A 21,249-nucleotide genomic window follows, 5' to 3' on the forward strand; every position below is an offset into this window, starting at 1 on the left:
CCTACGTTCGCACGCAGAAAGTCTGGAACCTTTACTGGATGCGGGCTAGCGAGAAGTGGGAGCTGTACTCGGCAGAAATAACCCTCGCCGCAGCGCTTAACCAAGTGCGTGATGATATTCACGGCTGCTTCTTTGGCTAAGTGGCCTGAAGAGACGTTCGGGCGAGGTCGTGGAGATGTCTGAACAGCAGATTCAAGTTATTTTTACCTTAAAAATTAAAAAGTTAATCATTACTCCTTTAATGTTCATGGAGAGCATGTAAAATGACTACAACAGCAATTAAAACTACGCAAGGCGGCGAAGATACTATGAAATCTTATGCTATTTGGAACAATAAGGGAGGGGTGGGGAAAACCTACCTGTCCTTTGCCATGGCAACCGAGTACGCTAGGCAGAATCCAGAGAAGCGTGTGATCTTCGCTGATATGTGCCCTCAGGCTAATCTTTCTGAAATTTTGTTAGGTGGGAATGGCACTGGGGCCTCTCGCTTGGCAGCTTTAATTCAGCAAAGGAAAACAATCGGTGGCTATTTCGATCGCCGGACACGAAGCCCTCACATGCTAACAGGAGCTGAAACTAGCTTCCTGATTCCTGTTTCTCAGATCAATTCACATATACCAGAAAATGTGTTCTTAATCGCAGGTGATCCTAGTTTGGAGGTTCAGGCTCAGGTTATTAACCAACTTAGCAGCGTTAATCTACCTGTTGATTCTTGGAAAAGCATTCATCTTTGGCTCCGCGATCTTCTCGTTGCTTGCGCCCAACAACAAGGCATAGAGGACACGGTGTGCTTTATTGATTGCAACCCTAGCTTCTCGGCTTATACAGAACTTTCTTTAATTGCTTCTAATGCAATTATCGTCCCCTGCTCCAGTGATGGTTCTTCAGCCCGAGCGGTCGATAATTTGAGCCAATTGGTATATGGAGTTGGCGTTCAAAACGATTATAGGTCAGTCAATTTCTATGACAGATGCCTTCATTTTGGACTGGCAGTGCCCGTGATTCACTCATTAGTTTTCAATCGCTCAACAGAATATGACAAACGAGCAAGCAAGGCTTTCTCTGCAATGTTTGATGAAATTTTGTCGAGAGCTGAAAACCTGAGAAAGAATAAACCAACGGCTTTTCAGGGCGGGGATTTAAAAACCTTTACCGTTCCTGATAACCATTCTGTGGCCATTGTTTCATCGCATCTTGGTAGGCCATTATTTGATATCACCCCAGGAAGATATCAGATTCATGACACGGAACCACAGATTAACAATGAACCTCTAGAGAGGTATGGCTCTGCCATAAAAACATTAGTTGAAAGCCTGTAGCCATCACTAACCCGGCCACCGAGCCGGGTTTTTTGTGCCTGTAATAGCGTGATCCCAAATTTAATGCGCTGACGCTAAAATCAATGACTTACGGAAACGCGAAATATACCTATCCCAATAATTTCAATTAGTTAATCCTAGATCCCAATTCCTGATAAAACAGCTCGCGCTGCCGCCTGCACCACCTGCACTAAATCCCTGCTCCTGCACTTTTATGCTTCTCCTGCACTACGTTTCAAGCGTCTTAATTGCCAGCTTCATAGCCTTAACCATAAACTCCGGTCTCTCTGCATCACTAGCCAGCGCCGTTCTCAACATGTCCGCTATCACAATATGCTTAGGCTCAATGCCAAAGTCATGCATTGTCAGCACTACATCCCCTATCAATCTGCACATTTCATCGTACATCGCATCCGCATCCTTCGAGTACATAGCCACCCCCGCTTAAATTTCACCCAATCTAGCACATTTTAGCCCCTGATTCTGAGATGCGCGGTGGCGACGGCGGGGGAAAGTGAAAATAAATTCCTTTATCAATCACACAATTATCGCTTTATCGGCAATTAATATCGCTTTTACGATTGACCATGACAATCGCTAAAGCTATTATCAATCCATCGAAACGAAACATCGATGTGGCAGACGGAACAATCAGCCACGCCGGGCAAGATGCTCAGCTGCTTCTTTAACAATATGACTTCTCCTGAAATCAGGAGACCGAAGGAAAGTGCTTCGGGATGTGGTGGTGGTGTCCTCAAGCGAGGTGCAACGCTAGCAGTGTGATAAGACCTGAAAACCGGCTGGGCAGATAGTTGTTTGCCAATACAAAAACAGGGCGTCAGGAAGTAAGCGAGAGTGGCGACTCGGTGCCGTCTCCACCACATCACCCAAGCACTTACCGAGGAACACATGATGAACTCAAAGCAAAGGTATAACGCACGTCGCATGACGGCTCACAACGCAGCGAAAGCAGCTGAGGCGAGCAAGGACATCAAGTTAGAAAAGAACGTCGCTCTGAGCCTCTCAGGTTGCTCAGCGAGAGTCTACAAAGCAGTAATTCTTACAGAGTACAAAGCGACACCAAAAGCATTACGCCATTTCGGTATTGAGCGTGATGACCATAAGACCGGATCGGTGTGCATTGAGCAGGTGGCAATTTTCGCAGCCGGTCATCGCAAGGTGGCAGATTCAATAACAGCGAGGTAAGTATGCATGATTAAAGCAATTCGAATGATCGCACTTCATCCACTATCACCTCGCTGGTTCAAGGTTCTAGTTCTCAGTCTGATGATTATCTACATCAGACGTCAGCTTAAAAAATCATTTGCGAGCATCAGTAAGGCAGTAAAAAAGCAAAACACGGTTGAATTTTAACGGGTGCATCGCAGCGATAAATACGAGCATCCATATCACGTTATTAAGGGGTGAGAGATGACGCTTGACCAAGTAATGGCAGCTAGTGAGTTACCCAGAATGTACCGCGTCATTGAAGTTGATCTTGATGTCATGCGCAACGGGATCGGCTCAGGAGGCGGCGTTATTTATGACATCGGCAAGGTGGTGAAAAGAAAAATCCGACGAGTTCGAGACGCCACGGGCTGGCGTTGGCAGCTAGTACGTCAGGACAAGAATCAAGAGGTATGGGATTACTACTTTGAGCAAGACCGGGAAGGTCTGGACGAATTCAATTTCTGGGAACTTCGATAACCCCCACCCCGCATCACATAACTAACTGAGACTACCGATATGACCCTAGAGGAATTGAAGCGAAAAGGATATTGCATCACTTCTCGCTCCGGTCGAATTGCATCACGTCTTGACCAGCCTGACTGGGAAGAAAATATGCCTTCAGGGATGAAGCCTGATGCTGATTTCTACCGCCGCTGCGTATCGAAAGACCACGTAATAGTCCCAGTCTCTTATCTGTCGAAGCTGAAGAATTCAATCTTCGGATACGATAAATACCGACAGTAACACCCCACCGGAGTCATCCCCATGCGATTAACAAACACTCTCACAGGTGAGCACCTTGACGTTTCTAGGGTGGCTAACGGTTACGAATACGTACTTAAAATGAAGCAGAACGTTCATCTGTTCGAATGAGTCATGAGCAGTATGCAAAGTTCAGAATGAAGGCTGAAATTAAGGTTGAGGAGGAAGTATGAGTAAGTGGATTAAGTGCAGCGAGCAATACCCAAATGAAGACACCCTGTGTATCGCCATAGATACCGAAGGCGTTTACTGGACAATGCATTACACCGAAGAAGATTTCTATCCCGATACTGGCGATATCTGCCCGAACGCAATTACCCACTGGATGCCGCTGCCTGAGCCACCAACTAAGTGAGCCCATTCCTGCTGCGCATTCACTGAGTGCGCATCGTGATAAGCGCCCCTTATCAACTTCATGTCATGTAGCTATTCGGCCTCTAACTCAGAGGTCGTTTTTTTTGCCCCGAATAAGGAGATCGCCGTGAGCGAAACAACCGAATTATCCGTTATCGAGATTAAACCGGAACAGGCTCCGGCGCTCTACGTTGCTAACGGGCTGGATCACTTCCTCGCCCAGATACGTGAGTATGCGAAAGAAACGCCTGACGTCACCACACAGAAAGGTCGTGACCGCATCGGCTCTCTGGCTCGCGCAGTTGGCTCAAGCAAGAAGACCATCGAAGAGCCCGGCAGAGCATATCTGCGACACCTGAAAGAAGCCGTGAAGCCAGCCGAAGATGAGCTTCGCCGGTTCACCCGCGAATGCGATGCAATCCGTGATGCAATCTTACTGCCCCGCGCTGAGTGGGACGCTGAGCAAGCACGACTTAAGGCAGAAGCTGAGGCTAAGGCAGCGGAAGAAGCCTACAACGCAATGCGTGACGACGCAGACAAAGACAATGCTGCTTTCGATACGGCAAAAGCTAAAGAACTCGCCCTTCAAATTGAGGCGGACCACGCAACGGCTCTGCTGGATAACTATGAGTACGACCGCGACATTGCAGAGAAAAATGCTGAGGCAGAACGCCAGCGCATTGCCCACGAAGATGAGCTAAAGCGTCAGGCTGTCGAGCAAGCACAGCGTGAAGCAGACGAAAAGATTCAACGTGAGCGTGAGGCATCGGCAAAACGTGAAGCCGACTTGAAAGCACAGGCAGATCAAGCAGAACGTAACCGCATAGCGCAAGCACAGAAGGACGAGCAAGACCGCAAGGATGCGGCAGCCAAAGCAGAAGCCGACCGGTTAGCAGCGGCACAGCAAGCCGAACGCGAGAAGCAGGAAGCTATCGAAGCTGAGCAACTCAAAGCCAAGCAGAAAGAAGATGATCGTCTGGCAGAAGAGAGGCGTATCGCTGATGAAGCTGCTGCCCGCGCTGCAAACGTCGAACACAAACGCGCTATCAATCAACAAGCAGTGGCTGACCTAGTCGCTGCCGGCATCACTGAAGAATGTGCTGTGCAATGCGTTAAAGCCATTGCCAAAGGCCAAGTCTCAGCAATCGCAATCACCTACTAATTAAACCGGAGTATCCCATGCATACCTATTGCGTAGCTGGGTGGCCTTGTGTGGGCTACTCAGAATCACAGCTAGAACGAATCTGGAACATCGCCAAAGACGCCGCTAAGCGCCGGTGGAAAATCCTCAACCAGCCGGGACATCCGAAATGGATATGAACAGAGCACTTCAGTTGCTGGTGAAACTAGCCAGAGACAACCATGACGACATGCTTTTCCAGATGGCACGGAATCTGTTTTATCGGAGGCAACCATGAATATTACTTTTGAATGCGCAGACGTGAAGATTTCAGGCGGCACTATGGGGTGCGGCGTAAAACTCACAGTTGAAGGCGCTGAATTGAACTACGTGCTACCAGACAAAGAAATGCTGGCCTTCATGGATGAGGCAAACATTCGCGAGTACATGGAGTCTCGCGGCCATCTGGTTGTGATGAAACAGGAGGACGCAGCATGAGATACAGCAGCTACGACTACATCAGAGACCAGCAAGAAGATTTGGACGCTGCAATCGAACGAGTGGAAGAAGACCTTCGCCAGCGCACGATGAAGATTGCAGAAACCTACCCTGAAACACCTCTCGAATTTGCCGACAAATCAAAACTCACAGCTCAGCAGATTCACGCTCTGGACAATGAATGGGCGCAAGACGAGTACGCAAAATTCATTGATGCAATCAGCAGCCATGAGGCACACGGGAGAATAACGAAAATGGAGAGCGCAGCATGAACCAGCAATTGGTTGAGCAAGTCTTTAACATCGTTAACCCACTCAGGGCTGAGTTCGAACAGGTTTGCTCTGAGCCCAGCCTGACCTTTAAACGTGAGTCAGAGTTTGCGATGCAGATATTCGCAAATAATGACTATCTGGCAGGTGTGGCAGCAAAGAATAGCGTATCGACCCGCAGCGCGATAATGAACGTTGCAGCGATTGGCATTTCTCTAAACCCAGCCCAAAAGCTCGCGTATTTAGTGCCGCGGAAAGGCGCTATCTGTCTGGACATCAGCTACATGGGCTTGATGCACATTGCCCAGCAGTCAGGTGCAATCAAATGGTGTCAATCGGCGATTGTCAGGAAGAACGACCGCTTCATGCGTACCAGCATTGACCGCCCGCCAGCGCATGAATTCAACGAGTTCGACACCATTGAGCAGCGCGGTGAAGTGGTAGGCGCTTACACGGTAGTTAAAACGGATGAAGGCGACTACCTGACACACACCATGCGAGCCGAAGATATCTTCTCAATTCGCGACCGGTCAGAAGCATGGAAGAAATACCTAACCGATAACAGTAAGCGCTGCCCTTGGGTCACTGATGAAGAGCAGATGATACTGAAGACGGTTGTGAAACAGGCCACCAAATACTGGCCTCGCCGTGAGCGTCTGGATGCGGCTGTTGATTACGTGAATACCGAAGGAGGCGAAGGCATCAACTTTAGCCAGGAACGCGGGCAGGAAAAGGATATATCACCCTCCACCGACGACACCATTCAGGCGATTAATGAATTGCTCCTGCAAATGGATAAAACATGGGATGCAGACTTGCTCCCTATTTGCTCGCAGATATTCAAACGCCCTATCTCATCACCGGAACAACTCACCGAACCTGAAGCACTGAAGGTGGTGGACTTCCTGAAGAAGAAGGCAGCCGCATGACACCAGAAATCATCTTGCAGCGGACAGGGATTGACGTCCGCACCACGCAGCAGGGAAGCATTGACTGGCTACGACTAAGACTAGGTGTAATTACGGCATCTGAAGCCGGAAAGGTCATCTCAAAGCCACGCAGCGGCACCAAGTGGACAGATACCAAGCTCACCTACTTCTACACGTTGTTAGGTGAGGTTTGCACAGGGAATGTGGTTGAGGTAAATGCAAAGCCTCTGGCGTGGGGGAAAGAATACGAAGCATCAGCAAGGTCGCTGTTTGAGTTCACCACTGATGTGAAAGTTACCGATGTGCCGATCATCTTCAAAGACGAAACACTTCGCTGTGCCTGCTCACCTGATGGTGATTGTAGCGACGGGAAAGGCTTGGAATTGAAGAGCCCTTACACCAGTGCAGTATTCATGAAGTTCCGGCTTGGCGGTTTCGATGCCATCAAGGCTGAGTACATGGCACAGATTCAGTACAGCCTATGGGTCACCGGCAAGGATGCCTGGTACTTCGCAAACTACGACCCACGCATGAAGCGTGAAGGCCTGCATCACGTTGTTGTCGAGCGTGACCAGAAGTTCATGGATGAATTTGACGAGATGGTGCCGGAGTTCATCAGCAAAATGGATGAAGCACTTGCTGAGATTGGGTTTGAGTTCGGAGAGCAATGGAGGTGACCCGTGCCCTACAAATTCTGGCTCACAACAGAGATTAAATTCCTCAGCATAAATATCAAAACAATGCCGCTTCCTGAGTTAGCAAGGCATCTGAACAGGACAGAGGAAGGGGTAATCAGGAAGGCTTACGAGTTAGGCATTCAGCCTACTCAGCCGATGAATCGATGGTCAGCGGAAGACCTGCATATCGCCCAGACACTCCCGCCAGAAGAAGCATCCGCCCAAACAGGCCGCACTCTGCAATCTACACGCATGAAGCTAAGTCGGCTTAAGGCAGCCTAACCCTCTTTCAAGGAACACATTATGACCCGCATAGTAATTTGCGATTACTGCGGCAAGCCAGCGGAGTTAATTACTGGCAAAGCTATCTACCCTCACCGTCCCGATTTGTTCTCTCTTAAGTTTTGGTCATGCACTCCATGCAAAGCATATGTCGGTTGCCACAAAGACAGTGATGCCGTCCCGCTTGGAAGGCTTGCGAATGCAGAATTGCGCTCAGCGAAAAACAGGGCTCATGCAGCATTCGACCCGCTATGGAAAAGCAAGAGCATGAAACGTGCTGAGGCATACGGCTGGTTATCGGAACAACTAGGAATAAGCGGCAAGGACTGCCACATCGGGATGTTCAACATTGAAATGTGCGAGCGCGTTGTCTCAGCTTGCCAGCAGAGGAATGCATTATGAGTGAAGTAAAACGCTATAAGCAAATTGTTGGTGGTCTACAGGAGAGTGCGGATGGTGATTGGGTCGATTACGACGACTATCAGAAGCTGGTGGCTGAGAATGCTGCGCTACATGGAAGGATAGATTCAGTAATAGGAATTATTGAGAATTCCGACAACCGGTACTGTATGTGTGGGGCAACGATAGAACCTCACAAGCTTGGAGGGTGCGGAAGCCCCATGGGTGTTTTTGACCATAGATATAACTCATGGATTAAGCACTTCACGGAAACACTAGCCACAGATGCCGCTATCGCTGAGATGCGCAACGAATGGAAGGCGCAGGGCGTGGATGATTTTAAGGCGTGGAGCGATAGCCACATCGAAGAAGGCGATGAGCATGAGGAGTCCCTTCGGGAAGTTTCGAAGGCTTTATCCATCTTCGCCGCCAATCTGCGCGCTGGGAGGAAGTGCAACATCCCGCCAGCCGGATGGAGGTGTACACGCGCGGCTGGTCATGAGGGTCCATGTGCTGCGGTAGAGGATGCCTCTCATGAATGATGAATTCGAACGCAAACCAGATGGGGGCCTTGCTGACTGGATTGATGTTCTTGAAGCATCAGAAGGCGATAAGAATGACACTGAATTACTCATGCTGCTTATCGAACTCCGAGCACGAAGGAATAAGGAGCAACCTCATGACTGACAAAACAGATATCGCGGCGCTGCGTGAAGCGGCGATTAAGGCCACGTGTGGCGATTGGTGTACTGATTCACAGCATTCCGTTATTGCAGATGCCGGGCTAAATGCAAACTATTATGTAGCCGCCTGCTCCGGTCCCGATTGTAAGGAAAATGCCAAATTTATCGCTCTGGCAAACCCTGCAACTATCCTCACCCTACTCGACCAGCTCGAAGCAGAACGCCAGCAGCAAGAGGCGGCAGAGCACGCATTAGAGGTCGCTGTTAAATGTGCTAACAGTGGGGCGGTAGAACTGCGTGAACGCGCAGAGGCGGCAGAGAAAGAGCGTGACCGACTCGACGCCAGCGAAACGCAGCTTATCGATGAACGTGATAGCGCCGAACAAGCTCTAAGTGACATGTATGAAGCTGCTACGGGTAATCGCCCAGAGTGGAGCAATATGTTTCAGTTTGCCGATGCAGTAGAAGAGGTTTCCGATACTGTCGCAGAACTCCGCGCCAAGCTGGAGGCGACAGAGAAAGAGCGTGATGGTTTACTGGTTTGGAAAAAACTTGCAGCTCAACGATATGAAAAGCTGCAAGCACTCCGCGCCAAGCTTGCGAATCCGGTGGTGCTGAATAACGCTCTCGACCACTATCAAGACCCGGACGAATACGAACAAGGTTATGTCCGTGGCTGTAACGCTTCACGCATCGAAGCAATCGCCGCAATCCGCGCAGCCGGTTTTACGGTTAAGGGGGAGTGATGGGAGGGCGTGGAAGCTGTCGGCGCACTCGCCATTTGCGGTGCGTTCCTTGTTACAAAAAGAACGAAGACTTGCGGCGAAGAAAGTCACCCAGCAATGGTTGGGAGGATGTCTCACTTCTAGGCGAAAAAGGCTCTGCATATCTCTGCAAATGCAACCAGTGCGGGCATGAATACATCACAAACTCACAGGCCGCGCACCGCGCCTATCGGTATCTCATGAATAAACAGGTAAAACCATGAAACAACTGAGCATTGAAGAACTGAAAGAACTTCGCGAGCTGTGCAACGACTCAACGGTATGGGCTGCCATTCTCGATGAGCTAACCGCAATCCGTGAGGCGCAGGGCGTGCCGGTGGCTTACATTGCAGACTGCGGGACAATTATTAGCAACAGCGAACCGTTTTTTGACGCTTACAAAAACCCACAGCCGCTATTCACCGCCCCGCAAAAGCCGGTCGTGCATCCAGATACAAAACGTTTGGATTGGCTCTGTGCCCACTGTGTGGAAGTTCGCGACCCTCAGATGTACGGAAGTCACGCAATGTTTCACGCCCAACAGGACAGCGAGGAATGGGATTTGCCTCATCACACAACGTTGCGTGAGCAGGTTGATGCAGCAATCGCGTCGGCTGGCGGCATCGTGAAGGAGAGCGAATAATGAAATACGAAATTACCAAAGGCAGTGAGAAGGATTTTGAGGGTGCTATACCGCTTAAACAGCTTAACATGAGGGAGGGCAATTTTCTTGACGGGAGAAAATACATACATCAGAACATTCTTTTTAAAGACAGGGAAACAGTATACCAAAATGGCTACATCATCGCCGAGCGCCGACAAATCACCGAGCCGGTTTGGGATGGCGAAGGCTTGCCTCCTGTTGGGGTTGAGTGCGAGTGGCTAGATAATGGAACTTACATTCCCGTTAAAATTGCCTACTCTTCGAAGGAAGCCATTGTTATTCGTGGAAAAAGCAAAATTTTCAACGAGGAAGTTGAGATGCCACTTGACCCCGTACTTAAGCCAGAGAAATGCAGGTTCCGCCCTATCCGATCACCTGACGATGTAGCAAGGGATGAGGTAGTCGATGCGCTTTACGCAACGTTGAGCGGCCAATCTCGCACAGTTTGCCGGGAAGTCTACGACGCTATCGCAGCAGGGAAAATCCCCGGTGTAAAACTGGAGTAGCTCATGACCGCCGAATAGGCCGAAAACGCAGTCAGAAGCATCGCAAAGAAACTACTCACCGAACTCCGCAGTAAAGACAACCACCACACTCTCCGTCAGTTGCTCGATAAATACGCCAACCAAGCTAAGCCACTATGCCCATCAGGTCATGAAGTGTGGCTATGGCTTTGCGTTTGGGTTCATCGGGTGGCTAAGGGTAAATAGCAGAGGTAAATATGAATAACGTGACCCACATTACACCTAATAAATGGGTGTCTGAATCGCTTCTCATAACCATCACCGGCCTCAAGTCCAGCACTATCAAATACGCTCGCGATACCCTTTGGATGGAGGGGCGTGAATACAAACATGTTTCAGGTTCGGGAGAGCCAGGAGAAACCGCGCCCTGCTTCTATCACCGAGAGCTTATAGACGAATGGATTCAGAAGTTACCCAAGGCCAAGCGCCGTGAGCGCAAATCTGCTTAAATGCAGTCTGGTTCAATGAGGAGAGGGTGATGAGTAAAAAGCAGATACCCACCGGTGTGGAAGTGCATGGCGGGATGCTGCGTATTTGGTTCATGCATGAGGGAAGGCGATGCAGAGAATCCCTCGGCGTACCAGATACGCAGAAAAACAGGAAACTGGCTGGAGAGTTAAGGCAGTCAGTTGTTTATTCAATCAGAACGGGGACTTTCAGCTATGAGGATAGCTTCCCAAATTCATCGAAGGTGGTTAAGCCAGAGTCTGGGATGACAGTTGAAAAACTGTTTAATACTTGGCTTGGCATTAAGAGGCTGGAGATTTCTGATAATTCTCTGATCCGCTATAGAAGCACAGTGGATTGCATAATTCGAGCGCTGGGGGCTGGAAGAAAGGCGGAGGATGTTAAAGCGAAGGACTTGTCTGTGATGAGAAATGAGTTACTTGAAGGGGCTCAGTTCAAAAACACAGACAAATTTGGAAGAAGTGTAGTGACAGTAAACGGTTATTTGTCCAAGGCATTAACCGTGTTCCGGTTTGCAAAGGATAATGGTTATGTGGACACAGATATCACCGAGTCGGTGAAGATGTTGAAGACGTCAAGACAGAGGCCTGAACCACTGAGTAACGAGGAGTTTGACAGGCTGATAAGTGCCTGCCGGTGTCGCCAGACTACGAACCTGTGGACTCTGGCTGTTTATACTGGACTCCGGCATGGAGAGCTTGCTGCTCTGGCTTGGGAAGATATTGATCTCGTTGCTGGCACTCTGTGCGTGAGGAGGAATATCACAACGGCGAAACTTTTTACCGTTCCGAAGACTGATTCAGGCACAAACCGGATCATTCAACTGAACGTGAATGCATTGCACGCACTTAAAAGTCAGCAGGAGATAACGAGAATGGGCAAGAAACATGAGGTGAATGTGCTAACCCGGCAGAGGGGCAAGTCGAGGACGGATAGTTGCACTTTTGTTTTCAACCCATCATTCGGATCTGTTTCCGGCCGCAATGGGATTTGCTACTCATCTTCCTCTATTGGGCATTCATGGAATGTAGCGATAAGGAAGTCAGGAATACAGCATCGAAACCCGTATCAGTCTCGTCACACGTTTGCGTGTTGGATGCTTTCGGCGGGTGCAAACCCATACTTCATCGCGTCGCAAATGGGTCACTCAAGTCCGCAGATGCTTTATCAGGTTTACGGTGACTGGATGCCAGGAAATAACTCAGAACAAGTGGAGCTGATTAACGCCAAAATTATGCAAAATGTCCCACCCATGCCCCATGCCGCAACGTCATTCCGGTAATATCCTTATTCTTCATTGATTTAAACCAACCTATTAACATCGTGTTATATTGTGAGCAACATCGCTATCTGCACCGGTCCAGGAGTATTGACCCGCCATGAGCACAGCCGCACTGATCCCCGAAAGTAAGCTTCCTTCCCTCGGCACCACCATTTTTACTCAGATGAGTGCCCTGGCGCAAAAGCACAACGCCATTAACCTGTCTCAGGGTTTCCCTGATTTCGATGGCCCCGAGTATCTGCGCAACCGTCTGGCGTATCACGTCAGTCAGGGCGCGAACCAGTACGCGCCGATGACCGGCATCGCGCCATTGCGTGAAGCGATTGCCGCAAAAACTGAACAGATTTACGGCTACGCGCCTGACGCCAATACCGACATCACGATCACCGCCGGCGCCACCGAATCTTTGTACATCGCCATCACCGCGCTGGTGTCGAAAGGTGATGAAGTGATTGCGTTTGACCCGAGCTATGACTGTTATGCCCCTGCGGTAGAACTGGCGGGCGGCGTGATGAAACGCATTCAGCTGCAGCCGCCGGAATTTAAGGTTAACTGGGCGGAATTCGCCGACCAGATAACCGACCGCACGAAACTTGTCATCATCAACACGCCACACAATCCGTCGGCCACGGTCTGGAGCCACAGCGACGTTGAGCAGCTCTGGCAAACCATTGCTGATAAACACATTTTTGTGCTCAGCGACGAAGTATACGAACACATTTGCTTTGCGCCGGAAGGCCACGCCAGCGTGCTGCGCCACCCGCAACTGCGCCAACGTGCGATTGCAGTGTCATCGTTCGGCAAGACTTATCACATGACCGGCTGGCGCGTGGGTTATTGTATCGCCCCGGCGATTATCAGCGCAGAACTGCGCAAAGTTCACCAGTATCTGACGTTTTCGATCACCACACCGGTTCAGCTGGCGCTGGCGGATATGCTGCGTGAAGCGCCGGAACACTGGCAGGAATTACCGGCATTTTATCAGGCCAAGCGTGACCGTCTGGCGCAAGGGCTGGCGAACAGCCGTCTGAAAGTGTTGCCGAGCCAGGGCACGTATTTCCTGCTGGTGGATTACAGTGAAGTCTCGGATCTGGACGATGTTGCATTCTGCCACTGGCTGACTGAACATGTGGGCGTTGCGGCCATTCCGATGTCGGTATTCTGCGCCGCGCCCTTCCCACATAAACTGATCCGGCTGTGCTTTGCCAAACAGGAAGCCACGCTGGACGCTGCTGCGGAGCGCCTGTGTCAACTTTAAAACTGTGCGTATTGCAACAACCACTGGTGTGGCTGGACGGCGAGGCCAATCTCGCGCATTTCGACGGTCTGCTGGGTTCACTGACCGGCCGCGACCTGATTATTCTGCCGGAAATGTTCACCACCGGTTTCGCCATGCAGGCGCCGGGCAGCGCGCTGCCACAGTCACGCGTGGTGGAATGGCTGCATCAGTGGGCGAAAAAACTCGGTGCAATGATTGGCGGCAGCGTGGCGCTGAGCACGACGGAAGGCGCGGTAAACCGTTTCCTGCTGGTCGAGCCGCAGGGCAAAGTGCATTCCTACGATAAACGCCATCTGTTCCGCATGGCGGGCGAACATAATTATTACGTGCCGGGCAAACGCCGTGAAATCGTCGAATGGCGCGGCTGGCGTATTCTGCCGCAAGTCTGTTACGACCTGCGTTTTCCGGTCTATTCGCGCAATAAACAGGATTACGATCTCGCGCTCTACGTCGCCAACTGGCCTGCGCGCCGCAGCCATCACTGGCAAACGTTACTGACCGCGCGTGCTATTGAAAATCAGGCCTACGTCGCCGGATGCAACCGCGTCGGGGATGACGATAACGGCCATCACTACAGCGGCGACAGCCTGATTATTAATCCGCAGGGCGAAGAGCTGGCGCGCGCCGAGCCAGGCTCAGCGATGATTATCGACGCCGAACTGTCTCTTGAAGCGTTACAGGATTATCGCGAAGCCTTCCCGGCGTGGCGTGATTCCGATACGTTCCTGCTTCACGATTGAAGAAAGCGGCAACGCATAAACATCAGAAAGCCCATCCGCTGTATTTGCAGCGGGTGGGCTTTTAATTATTGATGATGATTAAAAAAATTACGGTTTCGGCAAACCGGCGATCAGTGCGTTGATCAGATCAGAGTTCGTCACCTGCTGCGGATGAACCTGGATCTCCGAACTGTATAACGGTGGCAATTTCTGGCAATAGGCATCCAGATCGGCCTGTGCAATCGTCGGCACACCATACTGGAATGAATTCATATTATCCGGCGGCAAGGCCCCTTCCATGGTGGAACCGTAGGCACCGAGTTCAATCAGGCTGTGCGAAGACTCATCCGGACCATGCGCAAATACAAATGTGCCGTATTTAGGGTGAGCGAGATAAGGCAACACTTCATCGTCACTCAGTCTGCTTCGCAGGTTATAACGCAGCTGCGCATAATTACGGGTGACCAGTAAAAACGCCGTCTGAATCAGCGAGGCTTTTTCGTTACCCGACAAACACATCAGCAGGTTGCCGTAATAATCGAGAAACGCCACGGCATTCCCTGTGCCGCCCTGTGCAATATCCTGATTTGCGGCTGCAATCAGATAAGGTGCCAGCCCTTCATCCGGCTGACCGCGGGATGGCGCGGTGTAGCTGAGCGCATCCGGGTAAAGGGCTTTTAATGCCACCACAACCGGATCACCGGCAGGCAAATCTTTGATATCTTTCAGCTGGTCCGGCGTTAAATCCGTGTTGATGCTGGCTTTAACCTGTGTCAGCGTGGCGTCAAAAGCCGTTTCGCACAGTGCTACCGTCTGAACATCCATAACGGCGTCGGCGAAGAAAGCCGGCACCGGCGCTGAACTGGCGTCGCGGGTGAAACAGTTATTCCCGTTAACTGCCGGATAGCTGAAAGTATTTTTTGCCACCTGAGCCAGCTCAGGCGAAAGCGTCGGGAAATCCGCCTGCGTATCCCAGTTAATACCTGAATAAGTATCGAAAGCGGCAGAAATAACGTTAAACCCGCCGGTAATAATCGAACCGGTACACATGCAGCACGGATCCAGCGACGTCACGATGGTAATATCAGACGGTGGCGGCATTTCCTCGCCTGCTTCAATTTGCGCGTAATACCAGTCAATTAACTGACGTTCACCATGAGCCGTCGGATCACTGGTCATATTATTTTTAACCACGTTATTATTAATCGCATTCAGCACATTACCGCTGGCATCGAGCATGACACCGCCGACGCTGAATGTATTCTGGCAATAGGCCACCAGCGCCTGTTCTGCCGCAGCAGTGGCCGCCGCTTCGACGGTCACATACGTTTCGCCCGCTTTAACCGCTGTGGCTTTTAATGAATCACAGTTGCAATTACACATATTAATTCCTTCCGTTAGATTAAGTGTATTGATTAAGATTCAGTAATTCGCGAAACGTGATTTTATAAACACGCCGGAATTAAAGAGACTGCATCGTGACAAATTCATCTGTATTAAAGAAACGGAAGGTGTTGTGCCAGCGATGGCACCGGGTTTATTTTATAAATCTGAACATATTCAGAGAGGAATTAATTTTGTTATAATTTTGATGAATATACATTTCACAATACCGCCCTGAATTATATATTTCAGGGCGGATATTTAATTAGCGATTCAGGTAATTAAATAAAACCGGACTTAAACCTGCCCGATAAAATCAAACTTGCCGATATTCACGCCCAGATGGCGCAGAATGTTGTAGGCGGTGGTGACGTGGAAGTAGAAGTTCGGTACCGCAAATGTGGTGACGTAGCTGTGCGCGGTGAATTTCAGTTCATGATTTTTACCTTTCACCACGATCTCACGGGATTCATCGCCTTCCAGTTTCGCGGCATCCACGCTTTCGATAAAACGCAGGGTTTTGGCAATACGTTCCTGCAACTGGGCAAACGTCACTTCATTGTCTTCCATCGCCGGTGCTGCCACACCGGACAGGCGGGCGATCGCGCCTTTTGACATATCACTGGTGATTTGCACCTGACGCGCCAGCGGATACATATCATCGGCAAGACGGGTATTCAGCACTTCTTCTTCCGATTTTCCGTTTTCCTTTGCCCATGCCGCGCCCTTCTCCAGCAATGCTGAAAGATTCTTTAAACCACGAACAAACTGTGCCGCCGTACTGCCATACAGAGATGCTGACATGATGCTTCCTTAATGAATGGGGTTAGAACAACCGGCGATACATTAGCGCGTTCCGTTCTAAACAGCGTGGCGTTTTGTAGTAGTCCGTGGCGGCCTAAATTCGCATTTGCGACTTACCGCGCCCTTTTTGTCAAAGCATGTAAACGAAGGCCGGGGTGGATCGCTTCTTGCATTCAATACTCCCGCAAAAAACATCTGACAGAGGATACCTGATGACCATCACCTTTATTGCACACTCCACGCCCGAACCTGCGTTGTACGGCGCGATGGCAGCGATACTTGCTGAATTACGCGCTTTGCCGCTGTGTCACTTTCCCGTCAGTCATGATGCACAACGTTATCCGAATGCCCGTCAGCACGTCACGGCGCAGGGACACGCACTGACCAGCGGGCTGGTCTGGCTGGAGCGCCTGACCGGGCGCGGTGCGGGTGAAGAGTCTGGTCTGGAATCACTGATTTATCGGGCACTTAAGGAGGATGTCGTGGTGCCGCTGCGCGAACCGTTATCCCCGGCGGTGGCTGCCGAAATCGCCGGACACGGCATCGGCGTTGAGTCATTAAACGTGGTCCGCAATAAGGATAAATTTCAACTCGAAGACTGCGATACCGGTAAAATTCGCAGTAACGGCTGGGGACGCGATGCGTTTGGCCGCTGGGCGCTCGGCTCGGTTTCACAGCCGGTAATGCGCGCCGGAAAGACCCTGCGCGTGGCGATAGTTGGCGATTTTTGTGAGCAGCGCGACAGCTATCCGGCGATGCTCGCTGCACTGGGAGACGCCGCCGATGCACTGGCAATGAACATTGACGTAGTTTATGTGACAGCGGGGTTAATGGGCAGCCAGCTCGACTGCACGCTTTTCGACGTCGATGGCATTATTTTACCGGGGGCAACATTAACGCCGGGCGATCACCAGGCCAGCCCGCTGGCGACCGCCCGCTGGGCACTGGATAACGCAACGCCGGTGCTGGGCATCAATCAGGGTATGCATCAGATGGTGACGGCGCTGGGTCAGAAAACACTCGGGCAGGACAGCGTGGTGATGCACGGCCCGTCCATGCTGGGCAGTTTGCAAACCGGGCTGCCGCTCGCCGAGCACGCGCAGCCGCGTCTGGGAAATTATCCGGTCGTCACCCGCAGCGGCAGTCTGCTGGCGAATAAAATGGGTGAGGAATTTACGCTGCGTTACAACCAGCGCCGCTATCTGAATCCGCATTTACTGGCGGAACTGGAAAGTTCGGGATTACTGATTTCAGGTTATGACGAAAGCGGGCTACAGGCGCAGGCGGTGGAACTGGATAATCATCCGTTCTTTATGGGTGTTCAGGGACAACCGGAGCTGATGTCGCGCCGCGAGCGCCCGAATCCGTTGCTGATGGCGTTCCTGCAACAGGTGCGCCAGGGCAATCGTGACCGGGATGTCAGCCATGCGGCGCTGACCCAAAGCGTGCGGTTAAAGCATCCGCACCTGCTGATGGGCTGAATAACACTAAGATCTAACTGCCGCGATACGTTGAATAAGAATACGGACTGATCAGCAGCGGCAGATGGTAATGATCCTGCTCACCGTCGATCATCACATCAACGATCGCCGTGTGGTAAAGCGTCTCGCGACCGGTTGCTTTGAAATAGGCGCCTATGTCGGCACACAAACGGTAATGCCCGGACGCCACCGGTTCCGGCGTTAATTTCGCGGCGCGCCCGTCGGCGTCGGTTTGGGTTTCGCTGATACGCGTGATTTTCTGCCCGTCGAGGCTTTCCAGCCAGACGCGCACGTCAGCCGCGGGCTGGCCCAGAGACGTATCAAGAATATGTGTGGTAATGCGGGTCATGGCTGGAATATCTCCTTTAAACGCAGCAGGGTAATTTCTTTGAGTTGTTGCGCCGTTTCGTGATCTTCTGCATCCGGCGAATTCTTCAGACGTCTTTGCAAGTTATCAAGAATTTCTTCTGAACTGCGCCCTCTGGCACGGATCAGAAATACCCGCCCGAAGCGCTGTTCGTAACGCTGATTGCCGTCATACAGCGCATCAATAACAGACTGCTGGCTGATATCGAGCGTCGCCTGTTCGCCACGGGAAAGCTGCGCTTCTTTACCGCTGCCGTTCGCCCGTTCGCCGATACGCGGATGCGCTGACAGTGCCTGAGCAATATCTTCAGGCCGCCAGTTTTCGCAGGCGGATCCGGCAGCTTGCAGCACGTCTTCCACAGATGAATAAGGCCGCCCGTCGCTGACCGTTTTCGCCCAGGCAGGAATATTCACCAGCGGGCGTAACAGCGCCACGGCTTCAAATTCAGACAGCGCATTAAATTCCTCAGGCGTCACAGATGGCCTCCGTCGAAACTCAGCACCGTATTGATATACGCCTGCACCGCATACGCCACATCGCCGGTAGTAACAGATTCATCAGGATGATGGCTGATGCCGTCCTTGCAGCGCACAAACAACATGCCGACCGGCCAGCATCCGGCGATAGCAATCGCGTCATGCCCGGCGCCGCTTGGCAGCGACATCACCTGCCCCTGTAAATGCAAAACGCTCTGGCTCAGGCGGTGCTGCAAACTTTCGTCGCACTCTGTCGCGCTGATGCCGTAAAACTGTTCGGCGGCAAACGTCAGCCCGCGCCGTGTGGCGATATCCCGGCCTTTCGTCAGCAGCGTTTCCAGCAGCGCAGAGAGATCATCATCGCGCGGACCGCGCACATCCAAAGACAGTTTCACCTGCCCCGGAATGACGTTCACCGCGCCCGGCAGGCATTCCAGTGTGCCTACTGTCGCCACCAGATTGCGGCCTGTGGCCGTGGTGATGTTTTCAATCGCCAGCGTCCATTCCGCGGCGGCGGTCAGGGCGTCCTGACGTTGCCCCATCGGCACAGTTCCGGCATGACCGGCGTGACCGGTAAATTCGCAATTAAGACGTCGCGCACCGTTAATCGCCGTCACCACACCCAGCGGTACATTTGCCGATTGCAGGCACGGCCCCTGCTCAATGTGCAATTCCAGATACGCGCAGAAATCGCTGACCGCACGCTGTGACGCGCCGATTTTCAGCGGGTCCAGCCCGGCATTCTGCATGGCCTGCGCCACCGAAATACCCTGCGCGTCCTCACGTTCCAGCCAGTCAGCGGGCCATGTGCCGGTCAGCCCGCGACTGCCCAGCAGCGTGATGCCAAAGCGCGTGCCTTCTTCGTCGCAGAAGCCGACAACTTCCACCGCCATCGGCAAACGGATGGCGTTCTGATGCAAATGTGCCACAAATTCCAGCGCCGTCAGCACGCCGAGCGGACCGTCATATTTTCCCGCGTTACGCACGCTGTCGAGATGCGAACCGAGCAGGATGGCGGGCTCCGACGGATCACGCCCCTCATAACGTCCGCAAATATTACCCACGCTGTCCTGCCAGACGCGCATACCGGCCGCTTCCATCCACTCGCCCACCAGACGGTTGGCCTGTAAATGTTCGGCGGAAAGATAGACGCGGGTCAGCTGTCCCGGTGTTTCGCTGATGGCGGCGAGTGCGTCGCAGCGCGCCATCACCCGCTCAGCAGCCAGTTTGGCGCTTTCGGAAACCGCAGCCAGCGTAAAGGCTTCTGCCATTACTGACCTCCTGCGTAATGATCCCAGGCAGCCTGCGCCCCTGCGCCGTATTTCGACGCAAAGCCCAGACGATGAAGCACCGCTTCCAGCGCCACCAGCGTTTGCAACACACAGTCTTTACGCGCGTTATAACCCATGGTGCCGATACGCCAGATTTTCCCGGCCAGCGGACCAAATGACGTGCCGATTTCAATGCTGAAATCGTTAAGCATCATCTGGCGCACCTGTTCGCCGTGAACGCCCTGCGGAATAACCACGCCGAGCACGTTGTTCATGCGGTTGTTAAGGTCACCGAACACTTCCAGCCCCATTCCCTGAATCCCCGCCAGCAGCGCGCCGCCGTGCAGTTCGTGGCGGGCGATGCCGTTATCAAGCCCTTCTTCCAGAATGATGCGCGCGCACTCGCGGGCGGCAAACAACATGCTGGTGGCTTCGGTATGGTGATTCAGACGTTCCGGGCCCCAGTAATCCATGATCATGCCCAGATCGAAATAGTTGGAGTAGATCATCTCTTCGTCGCCGTCGGCGTGATCGGCGGTGCGGATCCCTTCTTCGACACATTTACGGCGGCGGATTTGTTCTTCAAAGCGCGGACTAATGGTGACCGGCGAGCTGCCGGACGGGCCGCCGAGGCATTTCTGCAAACCGGCAGACACCGCGTCTAACCCCCACGCGTCGGTTTCCAGCGGGTTACCGCCAAACGACGCCGTCGCATCGGAGTAGAACAGTACGCCGTGACGGCGGCAGATTTCACCCAGTTGTTCCAGCGGCTGGAGCATGGTGGTGGACGTGTCGCCCTGCACGGTCAGCAGCCAGCGCGGTTTTACTGATTTAATCGCATCTTCGATTTGCTGCGGGTCAAACACTTCACCCCACGGCGCTTCAATCGTATGCACTTCGGCGCGGCACCGGCGGGCGATTTCACACAGCAGATGTCCGAAACGGCCAAACACCGGCACCAGCACTTTGTCGCCCGGACGAATACCGGAAAGCAGCACGGCTTCGATACCTGCGCGTGAAGTGCCGTCGATCAGTAAGGTCCACGGGTTTTCGGTTTTATACAGCGCGCGGTACAGCGCCATCACTTCGTTCATGTAGCCGGTCATCACCGGGTCATATTGCCCGACCAGCTGGCTCGCCATCGCCCGCAGCACGCGCGGATCGGCGTTGATTGGCCCCGGCCCCATCAGCAGACGGGTTGGCGGGTTGATTTGTCCGGGAGAGATGAAATCTGACATAGTTAAT

Annotated in this window: 29 protein-coding genes; 22 read left to right on the plus strand and 7 right to left on the minus strand. The window is 52.1% G+C overall.

The window, feature by feature from the left end:
• Both J8X26_RS08660 and J8X26_RS08665 read left to right on the plus strand, forming a co-directional pair.
• Window positions 1-140, plus strand: a 140-nt coding sequence (locus J8X26_RS08660; protein ID WP_208950696.1) for a DUF3024 domain-containing protein, incomplete at its 5' end; no start/stop codon positions are given.
• Between the two features lie 123 nt (window positions 141-263).
• Window positions 264-1,319, plus strand: coding sequence for a ParA family protein (locus J8X26_RS08665; protein ID WP_208950666.1), 1,056 nt, complete (start codon window positions 264-266; stop codon window positions 1,317-1,319).
• A 228-nt stretch (window positions 1,320-1,547) separates the two neighbouring features.
• Here J8X26_RS08665 and J8X26_RS08670 read toward each other — a convergent pair whose 3' ends face one another.
• Window positions 1,548-1,751 (minus strand): DUF2767 family protein, encoded by a 204-nt coding sequence (locus tag J8X26_RS08670; protein ID WP_244370440.1) that lies wholly within the window; start codon window positions 1,749-1,751, stop codon window positions 1,548-1,550.
• A 477-nt stretch (window positions 1,752-2,228) separates the two neighbouring features.
• Between J8X26_RS08670 and J8X26_RS08675 the strand changes: the two genes are divergently transcribed.
• The 19 genes from J8X26_RS08675 (at window position 2,229) to J8X26_RS08765 (ending at window position 14,243) form a co-directional block, all read left to right on the plus strand.
• Entirely contained in the window at window positions 2,229-2,525 is a 297-nt protein-coding gene (locus J8X26_RS08675; RefSeq protein ID WP_208950668.1) for a transcriptional regulator, read from the plus strand.
• A gap of 225 nt (window positions 2,526-2,750) precedes the next feature.
• Window positions 2,751-3,026, plus strand: a complete 276-nt coding sequence (locus tag J8X26_RS08680) for a hypothetical protein (protein WP_208950669.1) — start codon at window positions 2,751-2,753, stop codon at window positions 3,024-3,026.
• A gap of 454 nt (window positions 3,027-3,480) precedes the next feature.
• Window positions 3,481-3,666: a DUF551 domain-containing protein gene (locus J8X26_RS08685; protein WP_208950670.1), complete on the plus strand. Its 186-nt coding sequence runs from the start codon at window positions 3,481-3,483 to the stop codon at window positions 3,664-3,666.
• 126 nt (window positions 3,667-3,792) lie between these two features.
• The gene (locus J8X26_RS08690) at window positions 3,793-4,827 is read left to right on the plus strand and encodes a hypothetical protein (RefSeq protein WP_208950671.1); all 1,035 of its coding nucleotides are present in this window, start codon (window positions 3,793-3,795) and stop codon (window positions 4,825-4,827) included.
• Window positions 4,828-4,844: 17 nt separating this feature from the next.
• Window positions 4,845-4,985, plus strand: a complete 141-nt coding sequence (locus J8X26_RS28045) for a protease FtsH-inhibitory lysogeny factor CIII (RefSeq protein WP_208950672.1) — start codon at window positions 4,845-4,847, stop codon at window positions 4,983-4,985.
• A 94-nt stretch (window positions 4,986-5,079) separates the two neighbouring features.
• Window positions 5,080-5,283, plus strand: coding sequence for a hypothetical protein (locus J8X26_RS08700; RefSeq protein WP_208950673.1), 204 nt, complete (start codon window positions 5,080-5,082; stop codon window positions 5,281-5,283).
• A complete protein-coding gene (locus J8X26_RS08705) occupies window positions 5,280-5,555 on the plus strand; it encodes a hypothetical protein (protein ID WP_208950674.1) in 276 nt (91 codons plus the stop codon). Before J8X26_RS08700 ends, J8X26_RS08705 begins: the two co-directional genes overlap by 4 nt.
• On the plus strand, window positions 5,552-6,481 hold the full coding sequence (locus J8X26_RS08710) for a recombinase RecT (RefSeq protein ID WP_208950675.1): 930 nt from the start codon (window positions 5,552-5,554) through the stop codon (window positions 6,479-6,481). The genes J8X26_RS08705 and J8X26_RS08710 overlap by 4 nt, the downstream gene beginning before the upstream one ends.
• Window positions 6,478-7,158 carry a YqaJ viral recombinase family protein gene (locus J8X26_RS08715; protein WP_208950676.1) on the plus strand — a complete coding sequence of 227 codons (681 nt, stop codon included), beginning with the start codon at window positions 6,478-6,480 and terminating at the stop codon, window positions 7,156-7,158. Before J8X26_RS08710 ends, J8X26_RS08715 begins: the two co-directional genes overlap by 4 nt.
• Window positions 7,159-7,461: 303 nt before the next feature.
• Complete coding sequence (locus tag J8X26_RS08720) at window positions 7,462-7,842, plus strand: zinc-finger-containing protein (RefSeq protein WP_208950677.1); 381 nt, start codon at window positions 7,462-7,464, stop codon at window positions 7,840-7,842.
• Entirely contained in the window at window positions 7,839-8,381 is a 543-nt protein-coding gene (locus tag J8X26_RS08725; RefSeq protein ID WP_208950678.1) for a hypothetical protein, read from the plus strand. The genes J8X26_RS08720 and J8X26_RS08725 overlap by 4 nt, the downstream gene beginning before the upstream one ends.
• Window positions 8,374-8,526, plus strand: a complete 153-nt coding sequence (locus tag J8X26_RS08730) for a hypothetical protein (RefSeq protein WP_208950679.1) — start codon at window positions 8,374-8,376, stop codon at window positions 8,524-8,526. The genes J8X26_RS08725 and J8X26_RS08730 overlap by 8 nt, the downstream gene beginning before the upstream one ends.
• Window positions 8,519-9,268: an ead/Ea22-like family protein gene (locus J8X26_RS08735; RefSeq protein WP_208950680.1), complete on the plus strand. Its 750-nt coding sequence runs from the start codon at window positions 8,519-8,521 to the stop codon at window positions 9,266-9,268. The genes J8X26_RS08730 and J8X26_RS08735 overlap by 8 nt, the downstream gene beginning before the upstream one ends.
• A 238-nt stretch (window positions 9,269-9,506) precedes the next feature.
• Window positions 9,507-9,929 carry a hypothetical protein gene (locus J8X26_RS08740; RefSeq protein ID WP_208950681.1) on the plus strand — a complete coding sequence of 141 codons (423 nt, stop codon included), beginning with the start codon at window positions 9,507-9,509 and terminating at the stop codon, window positions 9,927-9,929.
• A complete protein-coding gene (locus J8X26_RS08745; protein ID WP_208950682.1) occupies window positions 9,929-10,456 on the plus strand; it encodes a hypothetical protein in 528 nt (175 codons plus the stop codon). Before J8X26_RS08740 ends, J8X26_RS08745 begins: the two co-directional genes overlap by 1 nt.
• A gap of 215 nt (window positions 10,457-10,671) precedes the next feature.
• Window positions 10,672-10,923 (plus strand): excisionase family protein, encoded by a 252-nt coding sequence (gene xisR / locus J8X26_RS08750; protein WP_208950683.1) that lies wholly within the window; start codon window positions 10,672-10,674, stop codon window positions 10,921-10,923.
• A 29-nt stretch (window positions 10,924-10,952) separates the two neighbouring features.
• Window positions 10,953-12,224, plus strand: coding sequence for a site-specific integrase (locus J8X26_RS08755; RefSeq protein ID WP_208950684.1), 1,272 nt, complete (start codon window positions 10,953-10,955; stop codon window positions 12,222-12,224).
• Window positions 12,225-12,321: 97 nt separating this feature from the next.
• A complete protein-coding gene (locus J8X26_RS08760; protein WP_208950685.1) occupies window positions 12,322-13,482 on the plus strand; it encodes a pyridoxal phosphate-dependent aminotransferase in 1,161 nt (386 codons plus the stop codon).
• Complete coding sequence (locus J8X26_RS08765) at window positions 13,470-14,243, plus strand: amidohydrolase (RefSeq protein ID WP_152324659.1); 774 nt, start codon at window positions 13,470-13,472, stop codon at window positions 14,241-14,243. Before J8X26_RS08760 ends, J8X26_RS08765 begins: the two co-directional genes overlap by 13 nt.
• A gap of 87 nt (window positions 14,244-14,330) precedes the next feature.
• Here J8X26_RS08765 and J8X26_RS08770 read toward each other — a convergent pair whose 3' ends face one another.
• Both J8X26_RS08770 and J8X26_RS08775 read right to left on the minus strand, forming a co-directional pair.
• The gene (locus tag J8X26_RS08770) at window positions 14,331-15,605 is read right to left on the minus strand and encodes a nucleoside deaminase (RefSeq protein WP_152324660.1); all 1,275 of its coding nucleotides are present in this window, start codon (window positions 15,603-15,605) and stop codon (window positions 14,331-14,333) included.
• 297 nt (window positions 15,606-15,902) lie between these two features.
• Window positions 15,903-16,409 (minus strand): DUF1993 family protein, encoded by a 507-nt coding sequence (locus J8X26_RS08775; protein WP_208950686.1) that lies wholly within the window; start codon window positions 16,407-16,409, stop codon window positions 15,903-15,905.
• 212 nt (window positions 16,410-16,621) lie between these two features.
• On the opposite strand from J8X26_RS08775, the gene J8X26_RS08780 reads away from it, so the two are divergent.
• Window positions 16,622-17,890, plus strand: coding sequence for a glutamine amidotransferase (locus J8X26_RS08780; protein WP_208950687.1), 1,269 nt, complete (start codon window positions 16,622-16,624; stop codon window positions 17,888-17,890).
• 13 nt (window positions 17,891-17,903) lie between these two features.
• Here J8X26_RS08780 and uraH read toward each other — a convergent pair whose 3' ends face one another.
• The 4 genes from uraH to J8X26_RS08800 are packed head-to-tail and all read right to left on the minus strand — an operon-like array spanning window position 17,904 to window position 21,242.
• Window positions 17,904-18,239, minus strand: a complete 336-nt coding sequence (gene uraH, locus J8X26_RS08785; protein ID WP_165058596.1) for a hydroxyisourate hydrolase — start codon at window positions 18,237-18,239, stop codon at window positions 17,904-17,906.
• A complete protein-coding gene (uraD, locus tag J8X26_RS08790; protein WP_208950688.1) occupies window positions 18,236-18,733 on the minus strand; it encodes a 2-oxo-4-hydroxy-4-carboxy-5-ureidoimidazoline decarboxylase in 498 nt (165 codons plus the stop codon). Before uraD ends, uraH begins: the two co-directional genes overlap by 4 nt.
• A complete protein-coding gene (gene hpxK, locus J8X26_RS08795) occupies window positions 18,730-20,004 on the minus strand; it encodes an allantoate amidohydrolase (RefSeq protein ID WP_208950689.1) in 1,275 nt (424 codons plus the stop codon). The genes uraD and hpxK overlap by 4 nt, the downstream gene beginning before the upstream one ends.
• Complete coding sequence (locus tag J8X26_RS08800; RefSeq protein ID WP_208950690.1) at window positions 20,004-21,242, minus strand: alanine--glyoxylate aminotransferase family protein; 1,239 nt, start codon at window positions 21,240-21,242, stop codon at window positions 20,004-20,006. Before J8X26_RS08800 ends, hpxK begins: the two co-directional genes overlap by 1 nt.
• Between the last annotated feature and the right edge of the window lie 7 nt (window positions 21,243-21,249).

This window comes from Rahnella sp. ChDrAdgB13, assembly GCF_017655185.1.
In the GTDB taxonomy this organism is placed as follows: domain Bacteria; phylum Pseudomonadota; class Gammaproteobacteria; order Enterobacterales; family Enterobacteriaceae; genus Rahnella; species Rahnella contaminans.

Excerpts from the sequence above, each read along its gene's own strand:
- J8X26_RS08665 (WP_208950666.1), top strand. The coding sequence starts at position 264 with ATGACTACAACAGCAATTAAAACTACGCAAGGCGGCGAAGATACTATG.
- J8X26_RS08670 (WP_244370440.1), bottom strand. The coding sequence starts at position 1,751 with ATGTACTCGAAGGATGCGGATGCGATGTACGATGAAATGTGCAGATTG.
- J8X26_RS08675 (WP_208950668.1), top strand. The coding sequence starts at position 2,229 with ATGATGAACTCAAAGCAAAGGTATAACGCACGTCGCATGACGGCTCAC.
- J8X26_RS08680 (WP_208950669.1), top strand. The coding sequence starts at position 2,751 with ATGACGCTTGACCAAGTAATGGCAGCTAGTGAGTTACCCAGAATGTAC.
- J8X26_RS08685 (WP_208950670.1), top strand. The coding sequence starts at position 3,481 with ATGAGTAAGTGGATTAAGTGCAGCGAGCAATACCCAAATGAAGACACC.
- J8X26_RS28045 (WP_208950672.1), top strand. The coding sequence starts at position 4,845 with ATGCATACCTATTGCGTAGCTGGGTGGCCTTGTGTGGGCTACTCAGAA.
- J8X26_RS08700 (WP_208950673.1), top strand. The coding sequence starts at position 5,080 with ATGAATATTACTTTTGAATGCGCAGACGTGAAGATTTCAGGCGGCACT.
- J8X26_RS08705 (WP_208950674.1), top strand. The coding sequence starts at position 5,280 with ATGAGATACAGCAGCTACGACTACATCAGAGACCAGCAAGAAGATTTG.
- J8X26_RS08710 (WP_208950675.1), top strand. The coding sequence starts at position 5,552 with ATGAACCAGCAATTGGTTGAGCAAGTCTTTAACATCGTTAACCCACTC.
- J8X26_RS08715 (WP_208950676.1), top strand. The coding sequence starts at position 6,478 with ATGACACCAGAAATCATCTTGCAGCGGACAGGGATTGACGTCCGCACC.
- J8X26_RS08720 (WP_208950677.1), top strand. The coding sequence starts at position 7,462 with ATGACCCGCATAGTAATTTGCGATTACTGCGGCAAGCCAGCGGAGTTA.
- J8X26_RS08725 (WP_208950678.1), top strand. The coding sequence starts at position 7,839 with ATGAGTGAAGTAAAACGCTATAAGCAAATTGTTGGTGGTCTACAGGAG.
- J8X26_RS08730 (WP_208950679.1), top strand. The coding sequence starts at position 8,374 with ATGAATGATGAATTCGAACGCAAACCAGATGGGGGCCTTGCTGACTGG.
- J8X26_RS08735 (WP_208950680.1), top strand. The coding sequence starts at position 8,519 with ATGACTGACAAAACAGATATCGCGGCGCTGCGTGAAGCGGCGATTAAG.
- J8X26_RS08740 (WP_208950681.1), top strand. The coding sequence starts at position 9,507 with ATGAAACAACTGAGCATTGAAGAACTGAAAGAACTTCGCGAGCTGTGC.
- J8X26_RS08745 (WP_208950682.1), top strand. The coding sequence starts at position 9,929 with ATGAAATACGAAATTACCAAAGGCAGTGAGAAGGATTTTGAGGGTGCT.
- xisR (WP_208950683.1), top strand. The coding sequence starts at position 10,672 with ATGAATAACGTGACCCACATTACACCTAATAAATGGGTGTCTGAATCG.
- J8X26_RS08755 (WP_208950684.1), top strand. The coding sequence starts at position 10,953 with ATGAGTAAAAAGCAGATACCCACCGGTGTGGAAGTGCATGGCGGGATG.
- J8X26_RS08760 (WP_208950685.1), top strand. The coding sequence starts at position 12,322 with ATGAGCACAGCCGCACTGATCCCCGAAAGTAAGCTTCCTTCCCTCGGC.
- J8X26_RS08770 (WP_152324660.1), bottom strand. The coding sequence starts at position 15,605 with ATGTGTAATTGCAACTGTGATTCATTAAAAGCCACAGCGGTTAAAGCG.
- J8X26_RS08775 (WP_208950686.1), bottom strand. The coding sequence starts at position 16,409 with ATGTCAGCATCTCTGTATGGCAGTACGGCGGCACAGTTTGTTCGTGGT.
- J8X26_RS08780 (WP_208950687.1), top strand. The coding sequence starts at position 16,622 with ATGACCATCACCTTTATTGCACACTCCACGCCCGAACCTGCGTTGTAC.
- uraH (WP_165058596.1), bottom strand. The coding sequence starts at position 18,239 with ATGACCCGCATTACCACACATATTCTTGATACGTCTCTGGGCCAGCCC.
- hpxK (WP_208950689.1), bottom strand. The coding sequence starts at position 20,004 with ATGGCAGAAGCCTTTACGCTGGCTGCGGTTTCCGAAAGCGCCAAACTG.
- J8X26_RS08800 (WP_208950690.1), bottom strand. The coding sequence starts at position 21,242 with ATGTCAGATTTCATCTCTCCCGGACAAATCAACCCGCCAACCCGTCTG.